Source organism: Paenibacillus sp. S29, from assembly GCF_049319765.1.
Classification (GTDB): domain Bacteria; phylum Bacillota; class Bacilli; order Paenibacillales; family Paenibacillaceae; genus Paenibacillus; species Paenibacillus polymyxa_B.
This window is the reverse complement of record NZ_JBMOUI010000003.1, coordinates 346,725-370,544: the sequence shown is the minus strand read 5'-3', so window position 1 is coordinate 370,544 and position 23,820 is coordinate 346,725. Positions and strand designations below refer to the sequence as shown.

The window sequence follows — 23,820 nt, the reverse complement described above, 5'->3', positions numbered from 1 at the left end:
CCGATTGGGCATCCGTATCTGTCTTTCAAGGAATACAATGTTGAATGATTAACAGTGTGCTGAATTACACGTAGGAGGACATGCTGATGTCTCCCTCATGATAATAAAACGCCATTCTTTCCACTGAATCTTTAATAAATTTTGTATATCTGCCGATAACTATTTTAGAGCCACCGTAAATCACATTTTTCACTTCTACCCGTGCCCGGCTCGTATCCTCTAATGTTCGTTCAATTTCAAGCATTCTGGACTTGGTTTCCAAAAGCTCCTGTTCATTAGATTTTTTAGTAGATGTCAGCTTGATTCGCATAGCCATTCTTTCAGGTGCAAGCTGTCCGGCGGCGGCAAGTTGATCCAATATGGTAAGGGCCTTATTCGTTTTATCCTGGCTGTCTGTCTGCTGCTTCAAACGTGCGCGGAGTTCTGTCAGTTCATCGCGCAGTTCAGGAAGCACACCCACTTCGATAACAGTAGCTGTGGACATCGTATTACCGATGGTACGAGCCACTACCTTTTTACCAGCTTGTACACTGCCACCTACGATAAGCCCTTTGGTCCCCTCGCAGAGTACATTTACACTCGCTTTAATCTGGGAATGCATGATGCTCTGGGATACAAGTATATCGCCTCCCGCAATCACGTTACCATCTTGTATGAATGAGCATTTGACATTTTGTGCAGCTTTCACGAACCCCTTATGGTATCCGATAATACCGCCACTGATTTCCACTGAACCTTCCGCCTCAATTTCAGCGCCTTCCACACCACCGATGACACGAATGTCGCCAGCCGCCCGAACGCGAAACCCTGTCAAGACATTCCCACGAATGACGACGGTTCCAACAAAATCAATGTTACCGACACTATAATCGACGTCCCCGTTCACTTCATATACGGGGAACACATTAAGCTTGCCCTTTTCAGTCGTAGTCACCAGTCCGTCAATAGCCGCATACATGGCAACACCTTCCGGATGGATCACTACATTTTTTCCAACTTTAAAACGCGCCTCTCTTCCTGGAAGAAAAGGAATTTCCTCTCCGGTTACAGCAATCCCCGGTACACCCGGCAGAGGATCAACTCGTTCGGCAATCAGTTGTCCACGTTTTACATTTCTTAAACGAGTTAGTTCTTTATAATCCACCCGTCCATCTACGGTTTCAAGTGGCTTATGTGCATCTTCGCCAGTCACAATATCAGCCAGATTAATTTTTCCGTCTGTGCCATGGATCGGCTGCTTTCCCTGAGCAATGAGTAATTTTCCGAAGAAATGATCTTCCGGATTTGCCGCAAATACACGAATTGCATCGGTCATTAAACCGTAGGATATTTTTTGATTGCTTAGAAAACGCTCTAATTCTTCCACAGAACAGGCAAAGCCTTCTTCACGTTTGGCAAACTCCAAGTAGGCTGTTTGTTTGTCAGGTGAGACAACCACTTTTAAATACTGGTCCAAAGCATATTGCTTCTCCACAAGGGTGCTCCTTCCGTCTAACTGTTACTGTAACCTCCCGTACGTTAATCTTTACGCATTAGCAAATCCCGTTGTTTGTCCAATGTCGCTCTTAGACGTAATATTGCTTTGGAATGCAACTGTGAAATTCGCGATGGAGATAGCGACATGACCTCAGCGATTTCGCTGAGTGACAAATCCTCGTAATACAATAAAGAAACAACGATACGTTCTTTTTCAGTCAATTTATCAATGCCTTGTGCAAGGGCATCACGAAGTGTAAATTCATTGACCTTATGATCCGGATTTTTCGCCTTCTCGTCCACCAAAAGGGAAAGCCGTGTTTCCGATTCCTCTTCACGGATCGGGTCCTCCAGTGAGACAATCGACATAACAGCGACTTCCTGGATCATACTTTGAAACTCTTTTTCAGAAACGTCCAAATAATGGCTCATCTCTTCGTCGCTTACCGTGCGTAAATATCTTTGTTCCAAATGCTGGTAGGCATCCTCGATTTTTTTTGCTTTTTCCCTAACTGAACGAGGAACCCAATCCCCTTGACGAAGACCATCCAAAATCGCTCCGCGAACACGCCAAGAAGCATAAGTCTCAAACTGCAAACCACGCTCATAGTCAAATTTCTCTAAAGCGTCAATCAAACCCATAACGCCGTTACTCGCCAGATCATCCTTGGATACATTTTTGGGCAAGCCTACTGCAAGGCGGCCCGAAACATATTCCACAATATGGAGATACTTTTCAATCAACTGTTTTTTTGCTTCCTTGTCACCGTGTTCTTTCCATTGCTCCCATAGCTCGGAATGGTTTAAATGAGCGGCTTTACGCTCGTTCATCGGCTTCACCCTCCTTATTTGTCTGTCAGGTGACGAACGGCCTTGGCCAATTCTTCAGGGTCCTTGTTGGAAACCAGCTTAGGTGGGTTTAAAGGCGCGAAACCATTGTTCCCTTCGTCCGTCTGCTCTGGTTTCGGTTTCAGCAATTCATTCAGGTTTTCATTCTCGTCTGGTGTCGTCAGGTCCAGATTCCCCCCTACGCCATCTACCTGAGAGCTTGCCCGGCTTTGGGCATTCCCCAGATCTGGCCGCGCTACAACACCTAGTGTCCAGCGCAGCACAAATGCAAGTAGGAACCAAAAAACGAAGGCGATCAAGCCACGAATTAAGCTCGTGGTCAGCAGATTGCTGCCAACGGACAACACAAAAGTCAGAATAAATCCGACTACTCCAGACCAAAGATTAATGCGTAAGCTGCCAAATAACATGTTTATAATTCCTTTACACCTTTTTGTACGCTTCGAATATTCAAAACGCCAGTTTCAGAGTCCAACTCAATCGTTCGTCCATAATTGCCGCCTGTGTCCTCCGCAATCAAGGGAATACCGAGATCTACGAGCATCTCTTTGCATGATTCTACATTGCGTGGACCAATGCGCATGGTATCTCCACTACCGGCAAAGGCGAACATCTGCGCTCCCCCTGCCATTTTGGCAATCAGTCTGCGTCGTTCAGCACCCAATTTCAGCATCCGCTCAAATAACTCGGGCAGCGCCGTATCGGCGTATTTAGCAATATTCAGTTGCCCTTCACGTGCAATATCCGAGGATGGTAGCATCACATGTGCCATACCTGCCAGTTTCAAGTGAGGATCGTAGAGAGTCAATCCGACGCAAGAACCAAGTCCTGTCGTGCGAATCGAGTTCGGGTTACTGGTAACATTTAAGTCAGCCATACCGACTTTAATGATGCTTTTATCCTCAATCATCGTTCATCGGGACTCCTAACGACCTAAAGATTTTCCCGAACGATTCTGGATCAGGAATCAGGAAAAATTGACCCTCTATCTGATTCTGCCCTTCCAGAAACGATGTGTCAATCAATAATGCAGCATCTCCCATCTGCCCAAACTGCAACAGTCCATAGCTGAGAATTGCTCCTGCCATGTCCAACGCCAGCGCAGGGACTGTTGGATACATAGATAAACGCGTAAAGTCTGCCAGCGAAGACAAGTATGAGCCTGCTAAAATGTTTCCGATCTCCGACAGGGCTGAGTGCTCCATTTCGTTAAAACTGTCCTCGGCATCTGAAGGAATATTCGCCAAACGGGAAAGTAAGCCTTTTGCCGCCTGAGGCTGCAATATGAAGAATAGATTCCCGGGGGCTTCCCCTTCTACCCTAAAAAATATGGCGACAACAAGTTGCTCATAGCCGCCGACTTTCTCGGCAATTTCCTCAAAGGGCAGCATTTGTACTTTGGGCACACCCATATCGACCGGTTTATTGAGAAGCCGGGAGAGCGCTGTAGCAGCGTTCCCCGAGCCAATGTTGCCGACTTCTTTCAACACATCCAACTTGAAGTCTTCAAGATTTCCGAGATTTTCCATATATTAATCCTCTAAGCCTTCCAGTTGGTTCATCTCGCTACGATTCAGGACTTCAGACAAGTTCAGCATAATCAACAAGCGCTCTTCACCAATCTTAGCAACTCCGCGAAGGTATTTAGCCTTAACTCCGCCAATCACTTCCGGTGGTGTCTCGATATTGTCAGTATTCAGGTCAATAACGTCATTCGCTGAGTCAACGATAAAGCCGACTTGCATTTCACCCACTGCAACGATAATGATGCGAGTTTGATCGGTATATTCAGCTTCAGGTAATCCAAACCGGCCACGAAGATCAATAACCGGAATGACTACGCCTCTCATGTTGAATACGCCTTTAACAAAATCGTAGGTTCTTGGAACCCGTGTAATCGGCACCATGCGTTCAATAGATTGGACTTTTTCTACTTCAACACCGTATTCCTCTTCACCAAGCTTAAATACGATAACTTTAATTTCTTCTCCCATGTCTAAAAAACCTCCTTATTGATGTCAGCAACTTCACATTTCTTTCATTTTTGATGAAGACATTATTTAATGAAAACATTTGGGTCGATGATCAAAGCAACCTGACCGTCACCCAGAATCGTGGCGCCTGAAATTCCTTGGATGTTTGGAAGGTATTTGCCCAGATTTTTAAGGACAATTTCACTTTGTCCCAAAAAGTCCTGTACGGAAAGAGCTGCCAGACGGTCTCCCTTGCGGATGACCACGACCTCTGTCTCTTCTTCTTCATCTTCATTGAAGTCCGGTACTTCGAACAGCTGACTCAAGGAGATGAGCGGGATATGAGAATCGCGGAAAGCAATCATTTTATTGCCATGTACTGAACGAATTTGTGTTCGCTTGACGATCGCAGTCTCCACAATGGAGGACAATGGAATCGCATATTTTTCAGAACCGATCTGTATCATCATGGCTGCAATAATGGATAGGGTCAGCGGCAATTGCACAGAGAAATTAGTGCCTTGGCCCAGTGTAGAGTGAACCGTAACATTACCACCCAAAGCGGTGATTTTGGATTTAACAACGTCCAAACCGACACCACGTCCTGATACGTCTGAAATGACTGCAGCTGTACTGAAGCCCGGAGCAAACAATACCTGATAGGCTTCCTCGTCGGTCATGACCGCTGCTTGCTCTGCCGTCAAAATCCCTTTAGAAATAGCACTGTTTAGTACCTTATCGCGATTAATACCATTTCCGTCATCTTCAATCTCGATGAATACGTTATTTCCGCTATGGAAAGCACGCAAGTGAACCGTTCCTGTCTCAGGTTTACCAGCTGCAATCCGGTCGGCTACCGACTCAATGCCATGATCCACGGAGTTCCGAAGCAAATGCACCAGAGGATCGCCAATTTCGTCGATAACAGTGCGGTCCATTTCAGTCTCTGCTCCAGTAATAACCAAATCAAGTTTTTTATCCAGCGATTTGGCCAGATCGCGCACCATACGCGGGAAACGATTGAAAACAGTATCTACTGGTACCATCCGCAATTTAAGAACGACGTTTTGCAAATCGCTGCTCACACGACTCATGTGCTCTACCGTTTCTGTCAGTGCTGGATTGGAAGCTTCACTTGCCAACTGCTCTAACCGCACACGGTCAATGAGCAACTCGCTAAATAAGTTCATAAGTACATCCAGGCGTTCAATATCTACGCGAATCGTACGGTTATGCGTAGGCGCAGCTGCCTTAGCTGCTGGTGCTTTACCTGCTGCTGGCTTAGCCACAGAGGCCGCAGCTGGAGACTGCGGCTGGGATGGAGCAAGTGGTTGCACGGCAACAGGTGCTTCCTGCACCGCAGCAGCCTCAGCCAGTCCAGCAGTAACTTCGCTCATTTGTTTAAGCGATTCCTGATCTAGTTGTACCACTGAGACAGTGTCAATTTCAGAGATACCCGCGATTTCCTTTTCCAGCTCCCCAACTTCTTTCTGCGTTATGTAATATAACGAGAAGCTTTGCTCGAATTTCTCCTGCTCAATATCCTGTACCGACGGATAGGCCTTGACGATTTCACCAGAGTTTTCCAGCGTGTTGAACACCATAAAGGCACGTGCCGCTTTCAACTGGCTCTCTGAGCTGATTGTTACCTGTATATAGTGAACACGATGTCCTTCAGAAATAGATTGCTCCAGTACAGAATACTGGAACTGATCCAAGACAAGCCCAGCACTATCGTTTTTGTCCACTTTTTTAGATGGAGACTCCTCAGTGGCAGCATTTGTGCCGGACTTTTGGAAATCCCCACTCACGATGGATTGTAGTGAAGATACAATAGAGGAGACATCCGCTTTCCCGTCGCCTCCCTCTGTAATGTGCTGCACCATGGACTCCAAAGCATCCAATCCTTTAAATAAGGTATCGAATATAAATTCATGCATCGCCAGCTTGTTGTTACGTACCAGATCAAGAACGTTTTCCATTTGGTGAGTTAGCGATGCTAGGTCTTCAAATCCCATCGTAGCAGCCATTCCTTTGAGGGTATGGGCAGAACGGAAAATCACCTGAACGATGCCTAGATCGGTTGGATTGCTTTCCAGTTGAAGCATTTTTTCGTTAAGAGATTGCAGATGATCATTCGACTCATCAATAAACATGTTTAGATATTGGTTCATGTCCATTGTGAGACACCTCCTCCATGAGTTACACTCCGATTATTTCACAACTTGTACAAGCTTGGGGGCGATCTCCTGCATTGGCAGAAGGTGACGCACACATTTTAACTCTACTGCTGAGCGGGGCATTCCGTACACTACACAAGTTTCCTCATTTTCAGCAAATGTGGATTGTACCCCAGCATCATAAAGCTTTTTCATCATTTTGGCCCCATCGCTCCCCATTCCAGTGAGCAATACTAGATGCCGCTCCAACGAGGTTAACGAGAGCAACGATTCAAACATCGTATCTACGGAAGGACGGTGACCATTGCGAGCTTCCTCCATCTTCAGTGACACAGTGTATTTACCACCGGCTCCTGGCACAATTCTTAGTTGATATCCCCCTGGGGCAATGTAGGCCGTTCCAGTCTCCAGCGTCATTCCCTGCTCAGCCTCCACAACTCGGAGTGGACTTAACGTGTTCAAGCGTTGTGCCAGCGAACGAGTGAAGTTTGGCGGCATATGCTGAACGATAACGATTGGAGCAGGAAAATCACCAGGAATGCGTTCCAACAGCGTCTTAAGCGCCCGCGGACCGCCCGTAGAACATCCCACCGCCACCAGTTTGCGAAAGCTGGACGTATGCACACCTTTTTTAAGAGAAAATCCTTTAGGTGCGGCAGGAACTGTAGGTGCCGTTACTGGAGGCGTAGCAGCCGCTGGAATAGGAGTAGCTGATGAACTCACCGTCTTACGGGGCTCTAGCTTAACCAGCCCTGCTTTATCCTTACCATGCAGCGATTTGTCAGCGGCCGTATTAGAACTGTTTAGTTTCCCTGGTGTTCGTCCCATCCCCTTGGACAAGTCTTCCTTCTTCTGAACAGTAGATGCTTGGACTGACTTGCTTGGCTGAGCAGCTGGCTGTTCTATGCGCCCCGCCGTAACAGATGTTCCAGACTGTTGTCGTTTCGTTTCCTGCTTGGCTGCTGCCGGGACGGACTTGCCAGCATCACGCTTCGGCTGAGTTGATACAGCAGGTGAAGGAGCAAGCGGAACAACAGGTGGCTTGTCTGTCGAAGCTTGACTGCCTGCTCGTTTCTCAGTCACCGCCTGTCCTGTAGGCTTTTCCTGTGGCGTTTTTTTCGCTTGTTCCAATGCAGCTTTGCGCTCATTAGCTTCCTTGCGCTCCAGGCGGCTCCGCACTGCTTGCATAGCAGTGTGCATCTGTTCCAGCAGCGCCTTGCTCACTTGCTCGATATCTTGCGCATGAGCAATGGAAGGCTTTCTTATAAAATCGAAAGCTCCTGCCTCCAGAGCCATGATGGTCTCCTTCATGCCTTGTTCATTTATGCCTGACAGCATAATAACAGGTAGCGGATGGGCTGCCATAATCAATGGCAATGCTTCAAGACCATTCATTTCAGGCATCTCGACATCCATGGTGACCAAATCGGGCTGCAATTCCTTCACTTTCTCTACAGCCTCTTTGCCATTGGCGGCTGTACCTACGATGTTGAACGACTCATCCCTTACAATTAAATCTGTAATAATTTTGCGCATAAAGGCCGAATCATCTACAACCAGCACCCGGTAAGCACACATGTTAAACACCTCTGTTTCCTCTCATCAAATTCAATGTACAGAACGTCGCAACCATTTTTGCATAAATCCTTTAATTCCACTCAATGCACCTGATTGCGGAATCTGTGGCATTGCTGCAAAACGGTGTGCCAGATTCAATACATCTCTTGAAGCCGCACATCCCGGAAAAGCAACCATAAAAGGTACTTGCCTTTTGACTGCTTGCATGACATGAGTATCATCACTGATATGCCCAAGCAACGGGATTTCGATCTCCAAAAAGCGTTTCGCAACCAGTGCGATCTTATCGGCAACTTGACGGGCCTCATTATCGTTATCGGCACGATTGACTATAATTTTGAATACCGTATTCTTTTGCAACCCGCTGACGACTTTAATTAGCGCATACGCATCTGTTAAGGACGTCGGTTCCGGTGTGGTTACGACCAGGCATTCGTCAGCTGAAGTGATGAATTTAAGGTTTTCTTTAGATAAACCTGCACCTGTATCAAATAGAATGTAATCCATATCTGCCGCCATTTTTTCTACTTCTTCGGCAAAATAATTCAGATCGTCATCCGATAACGTAAACAATTCGCTTAAGCCCGATCCTCCAGCAATATAAGGCAAACCACCTATACCCGTTTGAATAATTTCATCAATTGATTTCTCACGTTTCAACAGGTGAAGAAGATTGTATTGTGAATTGGCCCCCATTAATACATCAATATTGGCCATACCGATATCAGCATCAAACACAAGTACCTTTCGACCAAGGGATTGCAGAGCCAGAGCAAAATTCAGCGTAAAATTGGATTTGCCCACCCCGCCTTTACCACTGGTGATCGTTATAATTTTGGCTTGACGATTACGTGGGGGCAATCGATATTTATCCAAGGAAGAAGCCATTTGTCTAAGTGATTGGGCTTGGTCACTCATATGGAATCTCCGTTAGCTCCTGATGATGCTTTGGGTCCAAGCAGCATGCTTGTCACCATTTCTGTATCGGGATGAAGCAGGTCGTCAGGAACATTTTGTCCATTGGTAATATAGGCCAGTTGCATCGGAAATTGATGCAAAAGATTAAACATTCCACCGCAGCTACCTGTCTCGTCCATCTTAGTAAATACAACCTTACCAAGACCAAACTTACTGAAATGTCCAGTTATATTGAGCATATCTTTGCTTTTGGATGTCAGGCTGAGTACCAGATATGTCTCACTTTCATTAATAGGCGAAAGCAGACTTTGCAGTTCCGAAACAAGTAATTCATTACGGTAATTTCGTCCTGCGGTATCCATGAGGATCAGGTCACAATGTTCCAGACGTTGAATGGCTCTGTGGACGTCACCGGGAGACTGCACAACTTCAAGCGGTACATTCAAAATCGTAGCATATGTACGCAGTTGTTCGACGGCTGAAATCCGGTACGTGTCAGAAGTAATAAATCCAACTTTGCGATGATGCTTAAACAACTGCTCTGCTGCTAACTTGGCAATGGTTGTCGTTTTCCCTACTCCGGTAGGACCTGCCACATACACAATTTTGGTATCTTTAGAGATCCCTTTGTCTAGTCTTGTCTGAATAAAACTGGCCACTTCCTCACGAAAGGCTTGTTCCCAATCAAAAGTTTCAGGCGCAAAAGGATGCTCACTCCGGCGCATATATACCTGTTCGAGCCAATGCTCCAGTAAATCGCGTTCCACTTCCTGCTCCAGCACACGCTCACAAATCTCTTGCAGCGGCTCCGGCCAAGTACTTTCCAATGAAGAATTTCGGGAAAACCGAGTCATCATAGCCTTCATTTCCCGCAATTCATTAAGCAGAGCCTGATTTTCCTCTGCTCCGCTCTTGTCTGGAACACTTACTTCAATGGGCTGTTTAAACAGTTCACTGGATGATTTCATGTTCGAAAGCAATGCTTCATGATCAAGTGCTTGAGACATAGTCTCCAGATTATTAGCAGGCCTAGATAACAAATGCTCAGTTGCTGAAGCTGCCTGTTCTGCATCATTCGTTAATTCAGCTTGTTCTTCTTTGAAACCACCCGTCATCTGCGTTACCCGCCGATAAGCTTCTGGAGCAGCTTGTCTGGGAACCACAGGCATAAATGATTTTTCTGGCTGTTCAGGAGCATTCATTGAAGATGAAGCCGCCTGGGCAAGCTCTTGTGAAGATGGTCCAAACCGTCGTGGCTTTTGAGGTTGCTTCTCCTCTACCGCAGCTACCACTTCGATTTTCTTTTTACTGAACATTCCCATGAAACCGCCGACCTTCATTTCCTTTGTACTTAAAATGACGGCGTCTGTTCCTAAGTCACCCCTGATTTGCAGCATAGCTTCTGGCATGGTATCCACTACATATCGTTTCACTCTCATAAGTTCACCACCCCGACACTTTGAATTTCAACGTTCGGCTCTAGCTCACTGTACGACAGCACCGGGACATCCTGCATAGTCCGCTCCATCACTTGCCGCAAATACATCCGAATTGTCGGTGACGTCAACACAATAGGCTGCTGTCCTGATTGAATGAGACGGTTGATTTGCTCCATCATCCTTTGATACACCGTTTGCGTAGACACCGGATCAAGAGCCAAATAGCTACCTTGCTCCGACTGTTGCACGCTTTCAGCAATTTTCTTCTCCAATCCTGGTCCCACTGTAATAACGCGTAACGTCTCCCCTTGTTGGGCAAATTGCTGCGTAATCTGGCGGGACAACGCCTGACGGACATATTCAGTCAGCACGTCGGGATCTTTTGTATAAGTACCGTAGTCAGCTAGCGTTTCGAAAATAGTCACCATATCGCGAATGGAGATTTTTTCTTTCAACAGCTTGGCTAACACTTTTTGTACATCCCCAATCGCAAGCACAGAAGGAATAAGGTCGTCCACCAGCACTGGATAATTCTCTTTGAGATTGTCGACCAGCGACCGTGTTTCCTGTCTGCCAAGCAACTCATGAGCATGTTTCTTGATCGTCTCCGTAAGGTGAGTAGCTACAACTGAAGGTGGATCAACTACGGTATAACCCGATAGTTCCGCAACATCTTTGGTGTTTTCATCAATCCAGAGCGCGGGTAATCCGAAGGCTGGTTCCGTCGTTTCGATTCCTGTAATAGAATCATCGTCGTATCCTGGACTCATAGCCAGGTAATGATTTAACAGAAGCTCCCCGCCGCCCACGGTATTACCTTTAATTTTAATGACATATTCGTTAGGCTTGAGCTGAATGTTGTCCCGAATACGAATGACCGGCACAACCAAACCCAGCTCCAAAGCACATTGACGACGGATCATAATAATCCGATCCAATAAATCCCCGCCCTGCTGTGTATCCGCCAGCGGAATTAACCCGTATCCAAATTCAAATTCAATTGGATCTACCTGAAGCAGATTAATGACACTTTCTGGACTACGGACTTCTTCAATTTGTTGCTCCTCTTCCAGCTGTTCATCAGCTATCTGCTTGCGTTCCATATTGCCCTGCATTCTTCGAGCTGCGAAAAACAGCAGAATCGCCAGTGGAAGAGTTGTAATGATATGAATAGGCGTGAAGAGACCCAATAATGCAATTGTGGCAGCCACAATGTAGATCAGTTTTGGATAAGAAAAGAGCTGTCCAGTTAAATCCTCTGCCAAGTTGCCATCCGACGTAGCCCGTGTAACAATCAAGCCTGACGCCGTGGATATGAGCAGTGCGGGAATCTGGCTGACCAGTCCGTCACCAATGGTGAGTACAGAATAAGTCGACAGCGCCTCTTGAAATCCTTTTCCCTGAACGGCCATACCGATAATAAAGCCGCCAACCAAGTTAATGATCAAAATGATAATACTAGCAATGGCATCCCCTTTAACGAATTTACTCGCACCATCCATCGCTCCGTAAAAATCAGCTTCCCGTTCGATTTTACTGCGGCGTTCACGGGCTTGCTGCTCATTGATCAAACCTGCATTCAGATCAGCATCAATACTCATTTGTTTACCCGGCATCGCATCCAATGTAAACCGTGCGCCTACCTCAGCAACCCGCTCAGAGCCCTTGGTGATAACAATGAACTGTACGACCACGAGAATGAGAAAGACAACAAAACCGACGGCAATTTGCCCTCCTGCAATCCAACTACCAAACGTAGCAACTACTTCCCCTGCATGTCCCTCACCTAAAATAAGTTTGGTTGTAGAGATATTAAGTGCCAAACGAAACAATGTTGTAATGAGTAGCAATGAAGGAAAAATAGAAAACTGTAAAGCTTCCTTCGTATTCATAGAAACGAGTAGAATCATCAAAGCAATAGAAATATTAATGACGAGTAGGATATCCAGCAGCCATGATGGGATCGGGAGAATCATCATAAGAACGATACCGATGACGCCTGCAAGGACAGTTATTTCTTTTATTTTCACGGGTCTCTAGCCCTCCGATCCCTTTATTTCACTTTACCTTTTAATTTATATACATACGCCAGCACTTCGGCAACGGCCTGGAACAGATCAGCTGGTATCGCATCCCCGATTTCGGCTCTTTGAAACAGCGCCCGCGCCAGCGGCTTGTTTTCCATCGTTATTACGCCGTTTTGCTTGGCAATTTCTTTAATTCGGAGCGCAACGTAATCTTGCCCTTTCGCAATAATCTGCGGCGCTTCCATCTCCGAACCGTCATATTTCAAAGCCACAGCAAAGTGCGTAGGGTTGGTGATGATGACATCTGCATTAGGAACCTCCTGCATCATACGCTGCATAGCCATACGGCGCTGACGCTCGCGAATTTTCCCTTTGATCAGCGGGTCACCCTCCATTTTCTTGTATTCATCCTTGATGTCCTGTTTGGACATTCTCAGGTTTTTCTCATGCTCATAACGTTGATACATATAATCCAACACCGCTAAAACGAACAGCACCACACCAATTTTGAGTCCCAGTTCCATTGTTAATGAAGCTGTAAAGCTCAACATCTGATCACCGGACATTTCAGCCAGTTTAGGTAGGTCAGCCTTTGTTTTCCAGAGTACGCTGTACACCAGATAACCAATTACGGTCATTTTTAAAACAGATTTCAGGAATTCAACTAATGATCTCATGGAAAAAATGTTTTTGAATCCTTTAATCGGGTCAAGCTTGCTAAACTTGGGCGTAATCCCCTCTCCAACTAATAAAAAACCGATCTGCATGTAATTCGCTGCTATCCCGATGACAATAGCCCCAATAAAAATAGGCGCAAGCATAATCAAGATTTGCACGCCGTACTCACCCATCATCAGCAGCGTTGCATTCGGCGTTACCTCCATAGAGAGCCGATTCACAAAAATATCTCGAAATAGTCGAACTGCATGGTCCTTAAAATACCCGCCGAAAATCATGAGGCAAAAAAACGTAACCAGCAGGACACCAGCGGCGGGCAACTCCATGCTTTTGGCAACCTGCCCTTTTTGTCTTGCATCCTGTTTCTTTTTGGGTGTAGCTTTTTCCGTTTTTTCCCCTGAGAACAACTGCAGGTTCATAGCATATTTAAATGACAAACTACGTTCCTCCAGACCAGACATTAAGGACGATTACCCATAATATCCAACAAATTGCGCATGGATTCGAACATCACAGAAAACAATTTCTCGAATATAAAAGCAAAACTTGGCATGAGAAGCAGTAACATGAACAGTCCCACAAAAATTTTAAGCGGTACACCAATGACAAAAATATTAAACTGGGGAGCCGTTTTAGCAAGAAATCCGAGTCCCACATCCGTTAAAAAGGTAGCCACTACAATGGGAGCAGCAATTTGAAAGGCAAGCATAAATGATTCCGCAAAAGAACGTACCAGGAATTCAGTTACACTGCCACCATACAGCTTTACAAAAAAATCATTTGTCAGCGGTACCCAATCATAGCTGTATAAGATAGCATTTAGCAGATGATGATGCCCGTTTATGCTCAAAAAAAGCAATACAGCTATAGCAAACTTGAAATTCCCTGTTAAAGGCGATGAAGCTCCTGTCATTGGGTCAAGCACATTAGCCATCCCGAAGCCCACCTGAAGATCAATAAAGGAGCCTGCGGTTTGGATCGCTGTCATAAACAGATATGCGGTAAAGCCCAGCAACAACCCAATCAGCACCTCACGAGCAACTAACAAGACATACGCCGCATCTGCCGGTACCTGTTGATGCGTACCGTAGGTTAGATACACGACCAAAGCTAGAAATCCTGAAATTCCAACTTTAAAGATATTAGGTACCCCGCGGGTTGAAAAAATAGGCGCTACTACAAAAAATGAGGTAATCCGACAAAAAATCAGAAGAAAAACAGGGAAACTCTGTAACAATATGTTCATAACATTCAGCCTAACCTATATATTTGTACAAATTGTCCAGAATGTTATACGTAAAGTCCACTAAAGTGGTCAATATCCAGGGCCCGAACAAAAGCAATGCCAGCAATACGGCGACAATCTTCGGAACAAAGGCCAGTGTTTGCTCCTGAATTTGGGTTGTCGCCTGAAAAATGCTGATAATCAAACCCACGACTAGCCCCAAAATCAGCATCGGAGCACTCACCTTGAGTACAATGTACACCGCTTGCCCAGCCAAGGAAATAATAAACTCCGAAGTCATTGCCGTCCTCCTTGATTGCTGTCCTTGCATGAAATATTCATGTGTTAAAACTCAGAAGCAATGATTTGACAACCAAATACCAACCATCTACAAGTACAAAGAGTAGTATTTTAAAAGGAAGTGAAATCATTACCGGTGGTAGCATCATCATCCCCATAGCCATGAGTGTACTCGCTACTACAATGTCAATAACTAAAAACGGTATAAAAACCATAAAGCCCATCTGAAATGCCGTTTTCAATTCACTGATTGCATAAGCCGGAACCATCACCGTTAGTGGAATATCCTGATAATTCTTTGGTTTTTCCATCTTGGTGTATTTCATAAAGAGTAGCAGATCCTTCTCACGTGTATGAGAGAACATAAAGGTCTTGATCGGTACCGATGCCTTATCCAGCGCCTGAGACTGTGTTATATCCCCCTTGAGATAAGGCTGAAGTGCAGTTTCATTCATAGCTGAGAACGTCGGTGCCATAATGAATAAAGTGAGAAACAAAGCCAATCCGACAAGCACCTGATTAGGCGGCATCTGCTGGGTTCCCAGCGAAGTTCGCACAAAGCCAAGCACAATCACAATTCGCGTAAAGCTTGTCATAAGTACAAGCAACGCGGGCGCTACACTAATGACAGTAATAAGTAAAATAATAGACAGCGAGGTGGCACCGGGCTGTCCTTTGTCCGAATTGCCGACTTGAATATCAATGTTCGGAATCGGTTCCGCAGAGGCCGCCGTCACCGAAATGAAGCTGAACAAGACAAGCAGCAAACATGCAAGTATAATCTTTTTTCTCATGAATCTCCCGACCGATCTGTAGTATTCTCCTCATTGCGCAGCTTTTCAAGTTTATCCTTGCGATTCGGCATTTGCCGAAGCTTGGATTCAAACATCTCATGAAAAGATGTCTCCTCTTCAGGCTGCTGCTGTGCCGCGTTGTTCCGGCGAAGCTTATCCGCAATTTTAGCGAATAGCGGGGCAATCGGGCCGCGCTGCAGAGAAGCTTCTTGCTCCAGTGCGGCCAAAATTTGCTCCACTTCTTCAGGATCGGATACTTTGTCAACAAGCCGGATATCTTCTCCCACACCAATGAGGTACACACTGCTACCAACTTCAACAAGCTGAAGGGATTTATTGGGACCAAGTCCCACGCCTCCCAGTATGCGAACGGAGCGGTTGCTGAACCAGCTCTGATTTCTTTTACTCAAAAACCGTATCAAGTACACGATCAGTACGATGATAAAGATTAGCACGAAAAGGACCCAGGCAATGTTGCCTATATTGCTGGATGTACTCAATGCGTCAGAGGCACCCTGTTGTGTATCCATACTGGGTGCGCCTTACACACCCAGTGTTTTGTTGATGGCTTCGATAACCCGATCCGATTGGAAAGGCTTAACGATAAAATCTTTTGCGCCAGCTTGAATGGCATCAATAACCATTGCTTGCTGACCCATCGCGGAACACATGATAACCTTTGCGTTCGCGTCAATTTGTTTGATTTCCTTCAGAGCGGCAATGCCGTCCATTTCAGGCATCGTGATATCCATCGTAATCAGGTCCGGACGAAGCTCCTTGAATTTTTCAATGGCCTGTGATCCGTCCTGGGCCTCTCCTACTACTTCAAATCCATTTTTGGACAGGATGTCCCGAATCATCATTCTCATAAATGCAGCATCGTCCACGATCAAAATACGGTTTGCCATCTGAAATAAATCCTCCCTAAATTATGCTTTTATTGTAATTTTTGAATACGGTCCCATTGGCTTACAATATCTGTTACACGCACGCCAAAGTTCTCGTCGATTACGACAACCTCGCCCTTGGCAATCAGTTTGTTGTTAACCAAAATGTCCACCGGCTCCCCGGCAAGCTTGTCCAGTTCAATAATTGAACCTTGTGAGAGCTCCAGAATATCTTTAATTTGCTTTTGGGTCCTTCCTAATTCTACGGTGACTCTAAGGGGAATGTCCATCAATAAATTTAAATTGTTTTCATCCACTTGCGCAAATGCACCGGACTGCAAGTTAGAAAATTGTACAGGTTGTACATTTACATTACGTCCTGGTACTGCACCGTAGTGATGAGGCGTTCCGTAAGGAGCTTGCGGCGGTACCCCAGCTGGCATTCCATAACCCGGTGTTCCATAGCCTGGAGCGCCCTGCTGTCCATATCCCGGGTCTTGAGGATACATCGGCGGTTGTTGCCCATAGCCTGCGTCTTGCGGCGCCTGCGCGGCTGCAGGCGGCTGCTGATAGGCTGGTGCAGGTGGTTGCTGCGGAACGCTAGCTTGTTGCGGCGCTTCGGGAGCAGCTGTTGCAGCTACCTGTTGTGCGGACGCTTGCGGTTGTTCTTCATCCTCTCCGCCATTCATTAGGATGCTCACCATTTTTTTGGCGAAATTAACAGGCAACAGTTGCATCAGCGTAGAGTCAATGAGATCCCCGATCAATAACCGGAAGGATACTGTAATGAGCGTCTCTTCATCCGGCAGACTGGATACTCCATCACCGTGCATAGGATCCAAAATATCAATCCCTGGTGGAGAGATATTAACAAAACGATTAAACATGGTAGACATAGAGGTCGCCGACGATCCCATCATCTGGTTCATCGCTTCCTGCACGGCACTGATGTGAATTTCATTCAATTCTTCATCCGCTGGGTTACCTTCACCACCAAGCATTAAGTCCGCTATCACTTGTGCATCACGCTTTTTGATTACGAGTGAGTTAATACCCTCGAATCCATCGACATAATTTACATGTACAGCTACGTGTGGCTTTGGAAATGCAGTTTCAAATTCAGAACGGGTAATAATTGAAACTTTAGGTGTCGTAATATCCACCTTTTGACCGAGCAGTGTGGAAAGAGCCGTAGCTGCGCTGCCGAACGTTATATTACCGATTTCCCCGAGAGCATCCTGCTCCAGAGGAGTCAGAAAATCGTCAACGGTCTTGTTGGCGGGAGTAGAATCCGTCCCCGCTTCAGACTGTTTCAGCAAGGCATCGATTTCCTCCTGGGACAAATAGTCTTTACTCGTCAATTTCTTCAACTCCTTCGTTGACAATTTCATCAATTTGTACGGCAACACGATCTCTTACCATGCCGGGACTTCCCATAAACTTCAATTTCTCGCCTACCCGGATGGATAGTCCTTCTTTGACAGGCTTGTTCAATGAAATGACATCCCCTACCGAAAGACCCAGAAACTCGGCTACATTTATCCGGGATTCACCCAACTCCGCAATAATAGGGAGCTCTGCTTTGGTGACCCGTAATCTCAAGGCGTCGATCTCTTCGGGCGCCCTTGATTTCTTTTCGGATGTAAACCACTGGTGCGTGGACAGTCTGGCCATAATGGGTTCCAATACCACGTGCGGGATACAGAGGTTAATCATCCCTGTGGTATCACCAATTTTGGTACTAAGCGAAATCAGAGCAATCGTTTCATTCGGCGAAACAATCTGCATAAACTGCGGATTCGTTTCCATCGCCTCTAGGCGCGGTTCAATGTCCAGTACCGTTTTCCAAGCCTCTTGCAGGCTATCAAAGGTACGGCTGAAAATTCGCTCCATGATCGTCGTCTCGATTTCGGTCAACGCAGTAACCTTTGACGGTGCCGAACCTGTTCCTCCGAGAAGCCTGTCCAACATGGCATAAGCAACGTTCGGGTGAACCTCAAGCACCATACGGCCTTCCAGCGGTTCAGCTTCAAAAATGTTTAGAATGGTCATTTTCGGAATGGAGCGAATGAATTCATCATAAGGAAGCTGCTCCACCTGAACGACATTAATTTGGACAAAAGTACGAAGCTGCGCTGAAAAATATGTGGTCAGATACCGCGCAAAGTTCTCGTGTATCCGCGTCAGACTCCGTATATGATCCTTGGAAAACCTAAGCGCTCTTTTAAAATCATAAGCGCGAACTTTCTTTTGGGTATCTTCCTTTTTAAGTTCTTCCGCATCCATTTCACCGGACGAAAGAGCTGCTAAAAGGGCATCAATTTCCCCTTGTGACAGTACATCCACCAATGTTATTCACCCCCTTACGTGTTCCTGACAAGTTCACCTGGAATCAAATGGCTGCCAGCAAAAAGTCTGTAATTTTGGCGTTCCCCAGGTGACCTTCAGGGAGCGACTTGTTGATGAGATCCGTCAGCTTGTCACTGAACTGGTCCCGGCCTTTAGCCGTTCTGAGCTCATCAGGTTTGGTGTCTGCAAGCAATTGAATAACGATGGGCTTAATACTGATGTCTTTAATTTTTTCAAAAGATTCTTTTGCTTTGGCATCGTTCAATTGAAAAGATAGGTTCATCTGGACAATGTAATCTGCGTCTGCCAAATTTGTTTTGATACCGGTAATTTCAGAGCTCACTTCCACCAATTCATCTGCTGACAATCTTGGAAGTTGTTCTGCTTGAGCAGCTTGCGCATTCGGTATGACTTCCGACTTCTTCCCGCTAAGCGCTGGTATAAGTACAAAGGCCGCGCCTGCAATCAAAGTAATCGCGAGTAAAATTGTAATGAGCCATGGCAGCATCTTCTTCATTCGTCTTCCTCCATTTGTTGCACTTTTATCGTGGCGGCATGCATGCCGATTTCACGGCTGTAACCCTTGATCAAGGAGACGACATCTGCCGCTTTTTCCAATACAATCAACCGTTTCCCCGTCACCAAAGTGACGTATGTATCCGGTGTTTCCTCCACAGTCTCAATGAGCAGCGCATTAAGCCACATAGGCGAGCCGTTCAGCCGCGTTAACGGGATCATCGTAATACCAACCTCCTGATAGGTGCGGAGGAGCCTCTACTCCTCCGCGTTTAAATGAGATTATCGTTTCAAGTTTACAACTTCCTGAAGCACTTCATCCGAGGTCGTAATGATACGCGAGTTCGCTTGGAATCCACGCTGAGCTACGATCATTTCGGTAAATTCGCCTGTCAGATCAACGTTGGACATTTCCAGCTGACCTGAGATGATAGCTCCACGCCCCTCTGAGTTGGCTGCTCCAGGCTCAAGTGCATCAATGTTGGAGTTGACCGTAGTACGGTACAAGCTCCCTCCGATTTTTTCCAGACCTTCTGGATTCGTGACTCTGGCTAATCCGATTTGCGTGCCATTATCAACTGTTCCGTCATCCAATTGTTGTACAATTGTACCGTCCTGCGAGATGGAGAACGCTGTAACATTGTCAGCAAGTGTGATGGGATCTCCACCCGCATCTCCTACGAAAAATCCATCAGAAGTAACCAGGTTTCGGTTCGCATCTACGTGAAAATCACCCGCACGAGTTAGATAAGGAACTTCCTGTGCATCATTCATTTTGACCAGGAAAAATCCGTCACCGTTAATACGTAAATCCGTTGGGTTGTTCGTAGTCATTGCACTACCTGGAAGGTGCAGTGTATCAATTGAGCTGACCGACACTCCCAAACCTACCTGCTTGGCATTTTGCCCGGCAGTTGTTGTTCCGTCTGGTGCACTTGCGCCTGAACTCGTTTGGCTCAAGATATCCTTGAACATCACTCGGCTGGACTTGAAGCCTGTAGTATTTACGTTTGCAATGTTGTTACCGATAACGTCCAGCTTCGTTTGAAAGCCCTTCATGCCCGATACACCTGAATACATTGATCTCAACATTGAGTATAAATCCTCCTCTGATTGGTTGCTTAGTTGACCGCATCAGTCGATCCGCGGCTTTTTCATGGCTTTCCTATTCGGGCCAGCCACTTCGTATACATTTTCATGAAATAATTACAGCACTATCTATCTGCGTAAATACGTTATCCTCCATGGATTTCTTATCCATCGCGGTAACAACTGTTCGATTAGGTACACTTACAATCAAAGCCATATCCTGCATTAAAATCAATGATTCTTTGGCGCCTTTGGCAGCTGCTTTATCCACAGCAGAGTTAATTTTCGCCATTTGGTCACTTCTCAACTCTATTCCCCGCTGCTCCAGACGCTTGGCTGCATGGTTACTCAGCTTGAGCACCTGATCCTGCAACACCTGACCGAACGGTCTGGCATCCTTCGATACCGAATTTACTCGGTTTTTTGAGATTGCTGCCGGGGGCACGTTGGCGGGAAAAAGGCGTCCGACCGTTATCCTGTCATTCATGAGTTCTCACCGCTTCCATTAGAGGAAGAAGATGAAGTATCCGATGTATCTGTAGCGGGAGTCGTTGTGTTAGCCTGGCTCACTGATGTTACATCTTTTAATGCCACCTCAGCCGCTCCCATTTTGGCATACTGCACACCGTCACGAATAACGATGGAATCCACGATTCCACTTTTCACTGTACCCGCACCTGTTTCACCTGTAATGGAGTCTTTTTTACCTGCCTCAATCCAGCTGACTTCTTTTCCTATCAATCCGGAAGCCGTACCTAAAGATTGTCCCAATGCATTCAACTGCGTAGAAATGTTCATCAGTTGTTCTACCGAGGAAAACTGGGCCATTTGAGCGATAAATTCTTTATCCTCCAAAGGCTGCATCGGATCCTGATTTTGTAGCTGGGTGATCAAAATTTTCAAAAACTGATCTTTACCCATCGTTTTAGTATCCTTGGCACTTGCTGTTTTGACATTATTCACATTGTAATTCGGCCAGACGTTACTGGTGGATACATTGTTGTCTGTAGTCGTCATTGTGTTCTCACCTCCATCATTACGCTTGTGCTGTAAAGGAGCCTGTCAGATTCATATCATCTGCGCGTTGTTCAGCTGTCCAGTTACGAAGTTCCTCTGCCATTTCAGCTACCTTCATAGCATCTTCGCTCTCTTCTCTACCTCGAGCTTTGGAACGTTGATTGGATTGCTGCTGCTGATTAGCTCCAGATCCGCGTCCATCCTGATACATATGGGAGGAAAGCGACTCATTGTGCGTTACTTCTACCTTATCTACCTGGATACCCTGGCTCTGGAGACTCGAACGCAGCTGCGACATTTGCTGTTCCAGCAAATCCTTCGCTCCGCTATGCTCAGTCATGAACTGGGCAACCAGATGACCATTTTGCATTGTCAGCTTAACTTCCAGCTGGCCCAGATGATCTGGACGAAGCATGATAGTCGCTTCCGTCAAACCAGTGTGTTTTACAATGTCAAGTTTCTGCACTACAAATTCGGTCATCTCCTTGGCAAATTGCCGTACATGTACGACTGGTTGAGCCGGAGCCGAAGGTGTTGTTCCTTGCGTTTGTACCGAAAGCTGTCCCGCAGTCGTGATCACTGGAGTCTGATTGTCAGTTGCTGTCGAATTCGCTTGCTCAGTTGCATCTACGAATGCACTCGCTTCATCTGTTACAGTCGTCTTAACTGCAGACTGAACGAGAATATTAGTTGATGAACGTTGCCCTTCTGAACCTTGTTGATTAGTTTCACCCTGACTTGCTTGCTGCTGAGAAGCAACAACCTGTTTGTCTGTAGTAGCTGTAGCTACGGTCTGAGTACCATTTGCTCGATTTGCAGAAGGCTGAACTGCTTGTGAATCCCCACCATCAGCAAGTTCCACAGCTTTCATTACACCATTCCACTGCTCATCGGAAATAGCTCCCGTACCTGCCGTTGCGCTTTGGAGCGATTGTAGTAACTGTGCCACCTGGGACTTTTGGTCTCCAGAAGCCTGCTCTGCTACATTGGCAAGTTGTGACAAAGCATCCTGTAATGCAAATCGAAGAGTAGCCGGGTTGGCTGCCAAAGCTGTTAAGCCTGTCGCCTCTGTCGTTTCTCCACCGTTTAACTGTTGATTTGTTCCGTCGCCTTGTAAAAACTGTTGTACTTGCTGAATCCACGCTTGCAGAGTTGCAAGCAGAGCAGGATCAGCAGCTACTTGATCATCCAGCTTTTCAAGATTTTGCAGCAAAGGAGCCAGTGTTTCGGCCAGCGGCTCGGTTGGAGCTTCCGTGGATTCTCCAGTTGCAATAAGCGGAAGTACCATAACTAATGGAGAACCGTTCGCATCTGTGCCTGCTGAGCCCGTTTGCCCGCCTGTCATCATTTGCGTAAGTGTTTGATTAAAAGCACCCGTGGTTGCTCCAGCAGCTGTCGCTGTAGTCGTTGTTGAGGCCGTTGTACTGCTAGCTGTCTGACTGGTGCCGAGCGATACACTTTGAGAAATAAGGGTCATTTATTTTTCACCTCCCTTCATTTAAATTACTTACTGCCCATCAGTTTGTTCAAAATTTTTGCGGTCTGAGCAGCATCCTTGGCAGACATATTTTGTAGTAAAGAACCACGTGTCGAATCATCTACTGTATTTAATATGTTTAATGCCTTGTCTGGACTGATTTTGTAAGTTTGTAAAATAAGTTCGGCACCGCTCTTCTTGTCCATGGAAGCAAATGTGCTACTAATTTGAGTGCTTTGCAAACTCTTACTCGTTGTTCCAGCTGTGGTACCTTGATCCTTTTTCAGACGAGACTGCAACGCAGCAACTGACAAATCCGTAGATGGCGTTACGTTTTTCAGAGCCATAGTAATATCGGCTGCTTTTTTAGCGTCCATCTTTTGCAAAATCTTTGCACTGTTGGCAGGGTCCATGTAGCTTAACAGCTGCACAGTCTCTTCCGTGGTCAGATTCTCCATAATCGGTGCCGCTTTACTTGCTGTCATCCCTTCATACATGCTAGCAAGATCTCTGGCCTGTTTTACATAAGGATCTTCATTTGTTGTTCCACCTGTAGTTTGCGTACCGGCCTGTCCCGGCTGACTGGCCTGTGACTGCTGCTCCTGTTGCGTTTGCAGCGTATTGACCTGATTCTGCAGTTCAGTAACCTTTTTATCTTGTGTCGTCTTAGCAGCGGTAGCCTTTTTAAGCTCCTCCGTCTGCTTGGCTAAATCTGCCTTTAACTGCTCTATAGTTGCTTCAGAACTTTCAGACTGAGCCTTCTGATCCGCCTCTTTCGTCTGAGTAGCCTTATCTTTCGGTTCAGGTATCCAATTTTTAACAACTGGTATTTTGTTCCCTAACGAAATCATTTCGCTTCTGAAGTCCATATTGAACAATGTAAGCAGGACCCCGACCAGAACGATTGTGAACACAATCGGAATCAGGAAAAACATAAACCGTTCAAATCCCCCGCCTGATTCTTTTCCTAAATCCATATCCAGTTCATTTTCTGCTAACTTCTGTGCCATCGTCTTCCTCCTCAGGCAGCTGATATGCGTATCCTATG

The 23,820-nt window shown here is 46.1% G+C and carries 26 protein-coding genes; all 26 read right to left on the bottom strand.

The window, feature by feature from the left end; genetic code table 11:
• Positions 1-64: 64 nt before the first annotated feature.
• The gene (locus ACL9RM_RS07195) at positions 65-1,474 is read right to left on the bottom strand and encodes a DUF342 domain-containing protein (RefSeq protein ID WP_250261643.1); all 1,410 of its coding nucleotides are present in this window, start codon (positions 1,472-1,474) and stop codon (positions 65-67) included.
• A gap of 44 nt (positions 1,475-1,518) precedes the next feature.
• Positions 1,519-2,307: a FliA/WhiG family RNA polymerase sigma factor gene (locus ACL9RM_RS07190; RefSeq protein WP_016820968.1), complete on the bottom strand. Its 789-nt coding sequence runs from the start codon at positions 2,305-2,307 to the stop codon at positions 1,519-1,521.
• 14 nt (positions 2,308-2,321) lie between these two features.
• Positions 2,322-2,735, bottom strand: coding sequence for a hypothetical protein (locus tag ACL9RM_RS07185; protein WP_025722357.1), 414 nt, complete (start codon positions 2,733-2,735; stop codon positions 2,322-2,324).
• A gap of 2 nt (positions 2,736-2,737) precedes the next feature.
• Entirely contained in the window at positions 2,738-3,235 is a 498-nt protein-coding gene (locus ACL9RM_RS07180) for a chemotaxis protein CheD (protein ID WP_010346358.1), read from the bottom strand.
• Positions 3,228-3,854, bottom strand: coding sequence for a chemotaxis protein CheC (locus ACL9RM_RS07175; protein WP_250268105.1), 627 nt, complete (start codon positions 3,852-3,854; stop codon positions 3,228-3,230). Before ACL9RM_RS07175 ends, ACL9RM_RS07180 begins: the two co-directional genes overlap by 8 nt.
• Before the next feature lie 3 nt (positions 3,855-3,857).
• Positions 3,858-4,319 (bottom strand): chemotaxis protein CheW, encoded by a 462-nt coding sequence (locus ACL9RM_RS07170; protein ID WP_007430046.1) that lies wholly within the window; start codon positions 4,317-4,319, stop codon positions 3,858-3,860.
• 62 nt (positions 4,320-4,381) lie between these two features.
• A complete protein-coding gene (locus ACL9RM_RS07165) occupies positions 4,382-6,478 on the bottom strand; it encodes a chemotaxis protein CheA (protein WP_250268104.1) in 2,097 nt (698 codons plus the stop codon).
• 33 nt (positions 6,479-6,511) lie between these two features.
• Complete coding sequence (locus tag ACL9RM_RS07160; protein ID WP_250262087.1) at positions 6,512-8,056, bottom strand: chemotaxis protein CheB; 1,545 nt, start codon at positions 8,054-8,056, stop codon at positions 6,512-6,514.
• 30 nt (positions 8,057-8,086) lie between these two features.
• Complete coding sequence (locus ACL9RM_RS07155; RefSeq protein ID WP_250261647.1) at positions 8,087-8,974, bottom strand: MinD/ParA family protein; 888 nt, start codon at positions 8,972-8,974, stop codon at positions 8,087-8,089.
• Positions 8,971-10,413 (bottom strand): flagellar biosynthesis protein FlhF, encoded by a 1,443-nt coding sequence (flhF, locus tag ACL9RM_RS07150; RefSeq protein WP_250268103.1) that lies wholly within the window; start codon positions 10,411-10,413, stop codon positions 8,971-8,973. The genes ACL9RM_RS07155 and flhF overlap by 4 nt, the downstream gene beginning before the upstream one ends.
• Positions 10,410-12,443: a flagellar biosynthesis protein FlhA gene (flhA, locus tag ACL9RM_RS07145; RefSeq protein WP_016820963.1), complete on the bottom strand. Its 2,034-nt coding sequence runs from the start codon at positions 12,441-12,443 to the stop codon at positions 10,410-10,412. The genes flhF and flhA overlap by 4 nt, the downstream gene beginning before the upstream one ends.
• A 23-nt stretch (positions 12,444-12,466) precedes the next feature.
• On the bottom strand, positions 12,467-13,579 hold the full coding sequence (gene flhB / locus ACL9RM_RS07140) for a flagellar biosynthesis protein FlhB (RefSeq protein WP_250261653.1): 1,113 nt from the start codon (positions 13,577-13,579) through the stop codon (positions 12,467-12,469).
• On the bottom strand, positions 13,579-14,364 hold the full coding sequence (gene fliR / locus ACL9RM_RS07135; protein WP_061829455.1) for a flagellar biosynthetic protein FliR: 786 nt from the start codon (positions 14,362-14,364) through the stop codon (positions 13,579-13,581). Before fliR ends, flhB begins: the two co-directional genes overlap by 1 nt.
• A gap of 10 nt (positions 14,365-14,374) precedes the next feature.
• On the bottom strand, positions 14,375-14,644 hold the full coding sequence (gene fliQ, locus ACL9RM_RS07130) for a flagellar biosynthesis protein FliQ (RefSeq protein ID WP_007430038.1): 270 nt from the start codon (positions 14,642-14,644) through the stop codon (positions 14,375-14,377).
• 37 nt (positions 14,645-14,681) lie between these two features.
• Positions 14,682-15,437, bottom strand: a complete 756-nt coding sequence (gene fliP, locus ACL9RM_RS07125; protein WP_061829456.1) for a flagellar type III secretion system pore protein FliP — start codon at positions 15,435-15,437, stop codon at positions 14,682-14,684.
• Positions 15,434-15,967, bottom strand: a complete 534-nt coding sequence (locus ACL9RM_RS07120; protein WP_023988197.1) for a flagellar biosynthetic protein FliO — start codon at positions 15,965-15,967, stop codon at positions 15,434-15,436. Before ACL9RM_RS07120 ends, fliP begins: the two co-directional genes overlap by 4 nt.
• A 12-nt stretch (positions 15,968-15,979) precedes the next feature.
• Positions 15,980-16,345 (bottom strand): response regulator, encoded by a 366-nt coding sequence (locus tag ACL9RM_RS07115; RefSeq protein WP_010346372.1) that lies wholly within the window; start codon positions 16,343-16,345, stop codon positions 15,980-15,982.
• A 29-nt stretch (positions 16,346-16,374) separates the two neighbouring features.
• Positions 16,375-17,685: a flagellar motor switch phosphatase FliY gene (gene fliY / locus ACL9RM_RS07110; RefSeq protein ID WP_069291729.1), complete on the bottom strand. Its 1,311-nt coding sequence runs from the start codon at positions 17,683-17,685 to the stop codon at positions 16,375-16,377.
• Positions 17,675-18,673, bottom strand: a complete 999-nt coding sequence (gene fliM, locus ACL9RM_RS07105; RefSeq protein ID WP_029516998.1) for a flagellar motor switch protein FliM — start codon at positions 18,671-18,673, stop codon at positions 17,675-17,677. Before fliM ends, fliY begins: the two co-directional genes overlap by 11 nt.
• Positions 18,674-18,716: 43 nt before the next feature.
• On the bottom strand, positions 18,717-19,190 hold the full coding sequence (locus ACL9RM_RS07100) for a flagellar basal body-associated FliL family protein (RefSeq protein ID WP_023988194.1): 474 nt from the start codon (positions 19,188-19,190) through the stop codon (positions 18,717-18,719).
• Positions 19,187-19,411, bottom strand: coding sequence for a flagellar FlbD family protein (locus tag ACL9RM_RS07095; protein WP_013309896.1), 225 nt, complete (start codon positions 19,409-19,411; stop codon positions 19,187-19,189). The genes ACL9RM_RS07100 and ACL9RM_RS07095 overlap by 4 nt, the downstream gene beginning before the upstream one ends.
• A 60-nt stretch (positions 19,412-19,471) precedes the next feature.
• Positions 19,472-20,281, bottom strand: coding sequence for a flagellar basal-body rod protein FlgF (flgF, locus tag ACL9RM_RS07090; protein WP_250268101.1), 810 nt, complete (start codon positions 20,279-20,281; stop codon positions 19,472-19,474).
• A 103-nt stretch (positions 20,282-20,384) separates the two neighbouring features.
• Positions 20,385-20,765, bottom strand: coding sequence for a TIGR02530 family flagellar biosynthesis protein (locus ACL9RM_RS07085; RefSeq protein WP_061831868.1), 381 nt, complete (start codon positions 20,763-20,765; stop codon positions 20,385-20,387).
• Complete coding sequence (locus ACL9RM_RS07080) at positions 20,762-21,295, bottom strand: flagellar hook capping FlgD N-terminal domain-containing protein (RefSeq protein ID WP_250268100.1); 534 nt, start codon at positions 21,293-21,295, stop codon at positions 20,762-20,764. Before ACL9RM_RS07080 ends, ACL9RM_RS07085 begins: the two co-directional genes overlap by 4 nt.
• 19 nt (positions 21,296-21,314) lie before the next feature.
• Positions 21,315-22,772: a flagellar hook-length control protein FliK gene (locus ACL9RM_RS07075; protein WP_250268099.1), complete on the bottom strand. Its 1,458-nt coding sequence runs from the start codon at positions 22,770-22,772 to the stop codon at positions 21,315-21,317.
• A 26-nt stretch (positions 22,773-22,798) separates the two neighbouring features.
• The gene (locus tag ACL9RM_RS07070; protein ID WP_069291726.1) at positions 22,799-23,782 is read right to left on the bottom strand and encodes a magnesium transporter MgtE N-terminal domain-containing protein; all 984 of its coding nucleotides are present in this window, start codon (positions 23,780-23,782) and stop codon (positions 22,799-22,801) included.
• Positions 23,783-23,820 lie beyond the last annotated feature (38 nt).

Bases quoted from the DNA above. Each gene is read 5' to 3' on its own strand.
- ACL9RM_RS07085 (WP_061831868.1), bottom strand. From the start codon at position 20,765: ATGAATGACAGGATAACGGTCGGACGCCTTTTTCCCGCCAACGTGCCC.
- ACL9RM_RS07180 (WP_010346358.1), bottom strand. From the start codon at position 3,235: ATGATTGAGGATAAAAGCATCATTAAAGTCGGTATGGCTGACTTAAAT.
- ACL9RM_RS07080 (WP_250268100.1), bottom strand. From the start codon at position 21,295: ATGACGACTACAGACAACAATGTATCCACCAGTAACGTCTGGCCGAAT.
- ACL9RM_RS07160 (WP_250262087.1), bottom strand. From the start codon at position 8,056: ATGTGTGCTTACCGGGTGCTGGTTGTAGATGATTCGGCCTTTATGCGC.
- ACL9RM_RS07070 (WP_069291726.1), bottom strand. From the start codon at position 23,782: ATGGCACAGAAGTTAGCAGAAAATGAACTGGATATGGATTTAGGAAAA.
- flhF (WP_250268103.1), bottom strand. From the start codon at position 10,413: ATGAGAGTGAAACGATATGTAGTGGATACCATGCCAGAAGCTATGCTG.
- flhB (WP_250261653.1), bottom strand. From the start codon at position 13,579: ATGTCTGGTCTGGAGGAACGTAGTTTGTCATTTAAATATGCTATGAAC.
- fliR (WP_061829455.1), bottom strand. From the start codon at position 14,364: ATGAACATATTGTTACAGAGTTTCCCTGTTTTTCTTCTGATTTTTTGT.
- fliQ (WP_007430038.1), bottom strand. From the start codon at position 14,644: ATGACTTCGGAGTTTATTATTTCCTTGGCTGGGCAAGCGGTGTACATT.
- ACL9RM_RS07100 (WP_023988194.1), bottom strand. From the start codon at position 19,190: ATGAAGAAGATGCTGCCATGGCTCATTACAATTTTACTCGCGATTACT.
- ACL9RM_RS07185 (WP_025722357.1), bottom strand. From the start codon at position 2,735: ATGTTATTTGGCAGCTTACGCATTAATCTTTGGTCTGGAGTAGTCGGA.
- fliP (WP_061829456.1), bottom strand. From the start codon at position 15,437: ATGAGAAAAAAGATTATACTTGCATGTTTGCTGCTTGTCTTGTTCAGC.
- ACL9RM_RS07115 (WP_010346372.1), bottom strand. From the start codon at position 16,345: ATGGCAAACCGTATTTTGATCGTGGACGATGCTGCATTTATGAGAATG.
- ACL9RM_RS07095 (WP_013309896.1), bottom strand. From the start codon at position 19,411: ATGATCCCGTTAACGCGGCTGAACGGCTCGCCTATGTGGCTTAATGCG.
- ACL9RM_RS07170 (WP_007430046.1), bottom strand. From the start codon at position 4,319: ATGGGAGAAGAAATTAAAGTTATCGTATTTAAGCTTGGTGAAGAGGAA.
- flgF (WP_250268101.1), bottom strand. From the start codon at position 20,281: ATGTTGAGATCAATGTATTCAGGTGTATCGGGCATGAAGGGCTTTCAA.
- ACL9RM_RS07165 (WP_250268104.1), bottom strand. From the start codon at position 6,478: ATGGACATGAACCAATATCTAAACATGTTTATTGATGAGTCGAATGAT.
- ACL9RM_RS07075 (WP_250268099.1), bottom strand. From the start codon at position 22,772: ATGACCCTTATTTCTCAAAGTGTATCGCTCGGCACCAGTCAGACAGCT.
- ACL9RM_RS07190 (WP_016820968.1), bottom strand. From the start codon at position 2,307: ATGAACGAGCGTAAAGCCGCTCATTTAAACCATTCCGAGCTATGGGAG.
- ACL9RM_RS07175 (WP_250268105.1), bottom strand. From the start codon at position 3,854: ATGGAAAATCTCGGAAATCTTGAAGACTTCAAGTTGGATGTGTTGAAA.
- ACL9RM_RS07120 (WP_023988197.1), bottom strand. From the start codon at position 15,967: ATGGATACACAACAGGGTGCCTCTGACGCATTGAGTACATCCAGCAAT.
- ACL9RM_RS07155 (WP_250261647.1), bottom strand. From the start codon at position 8,974: ATGAGTGACCAAGCCCAATCACTTAGACAAATGGCTTCTTCCTTGGAT.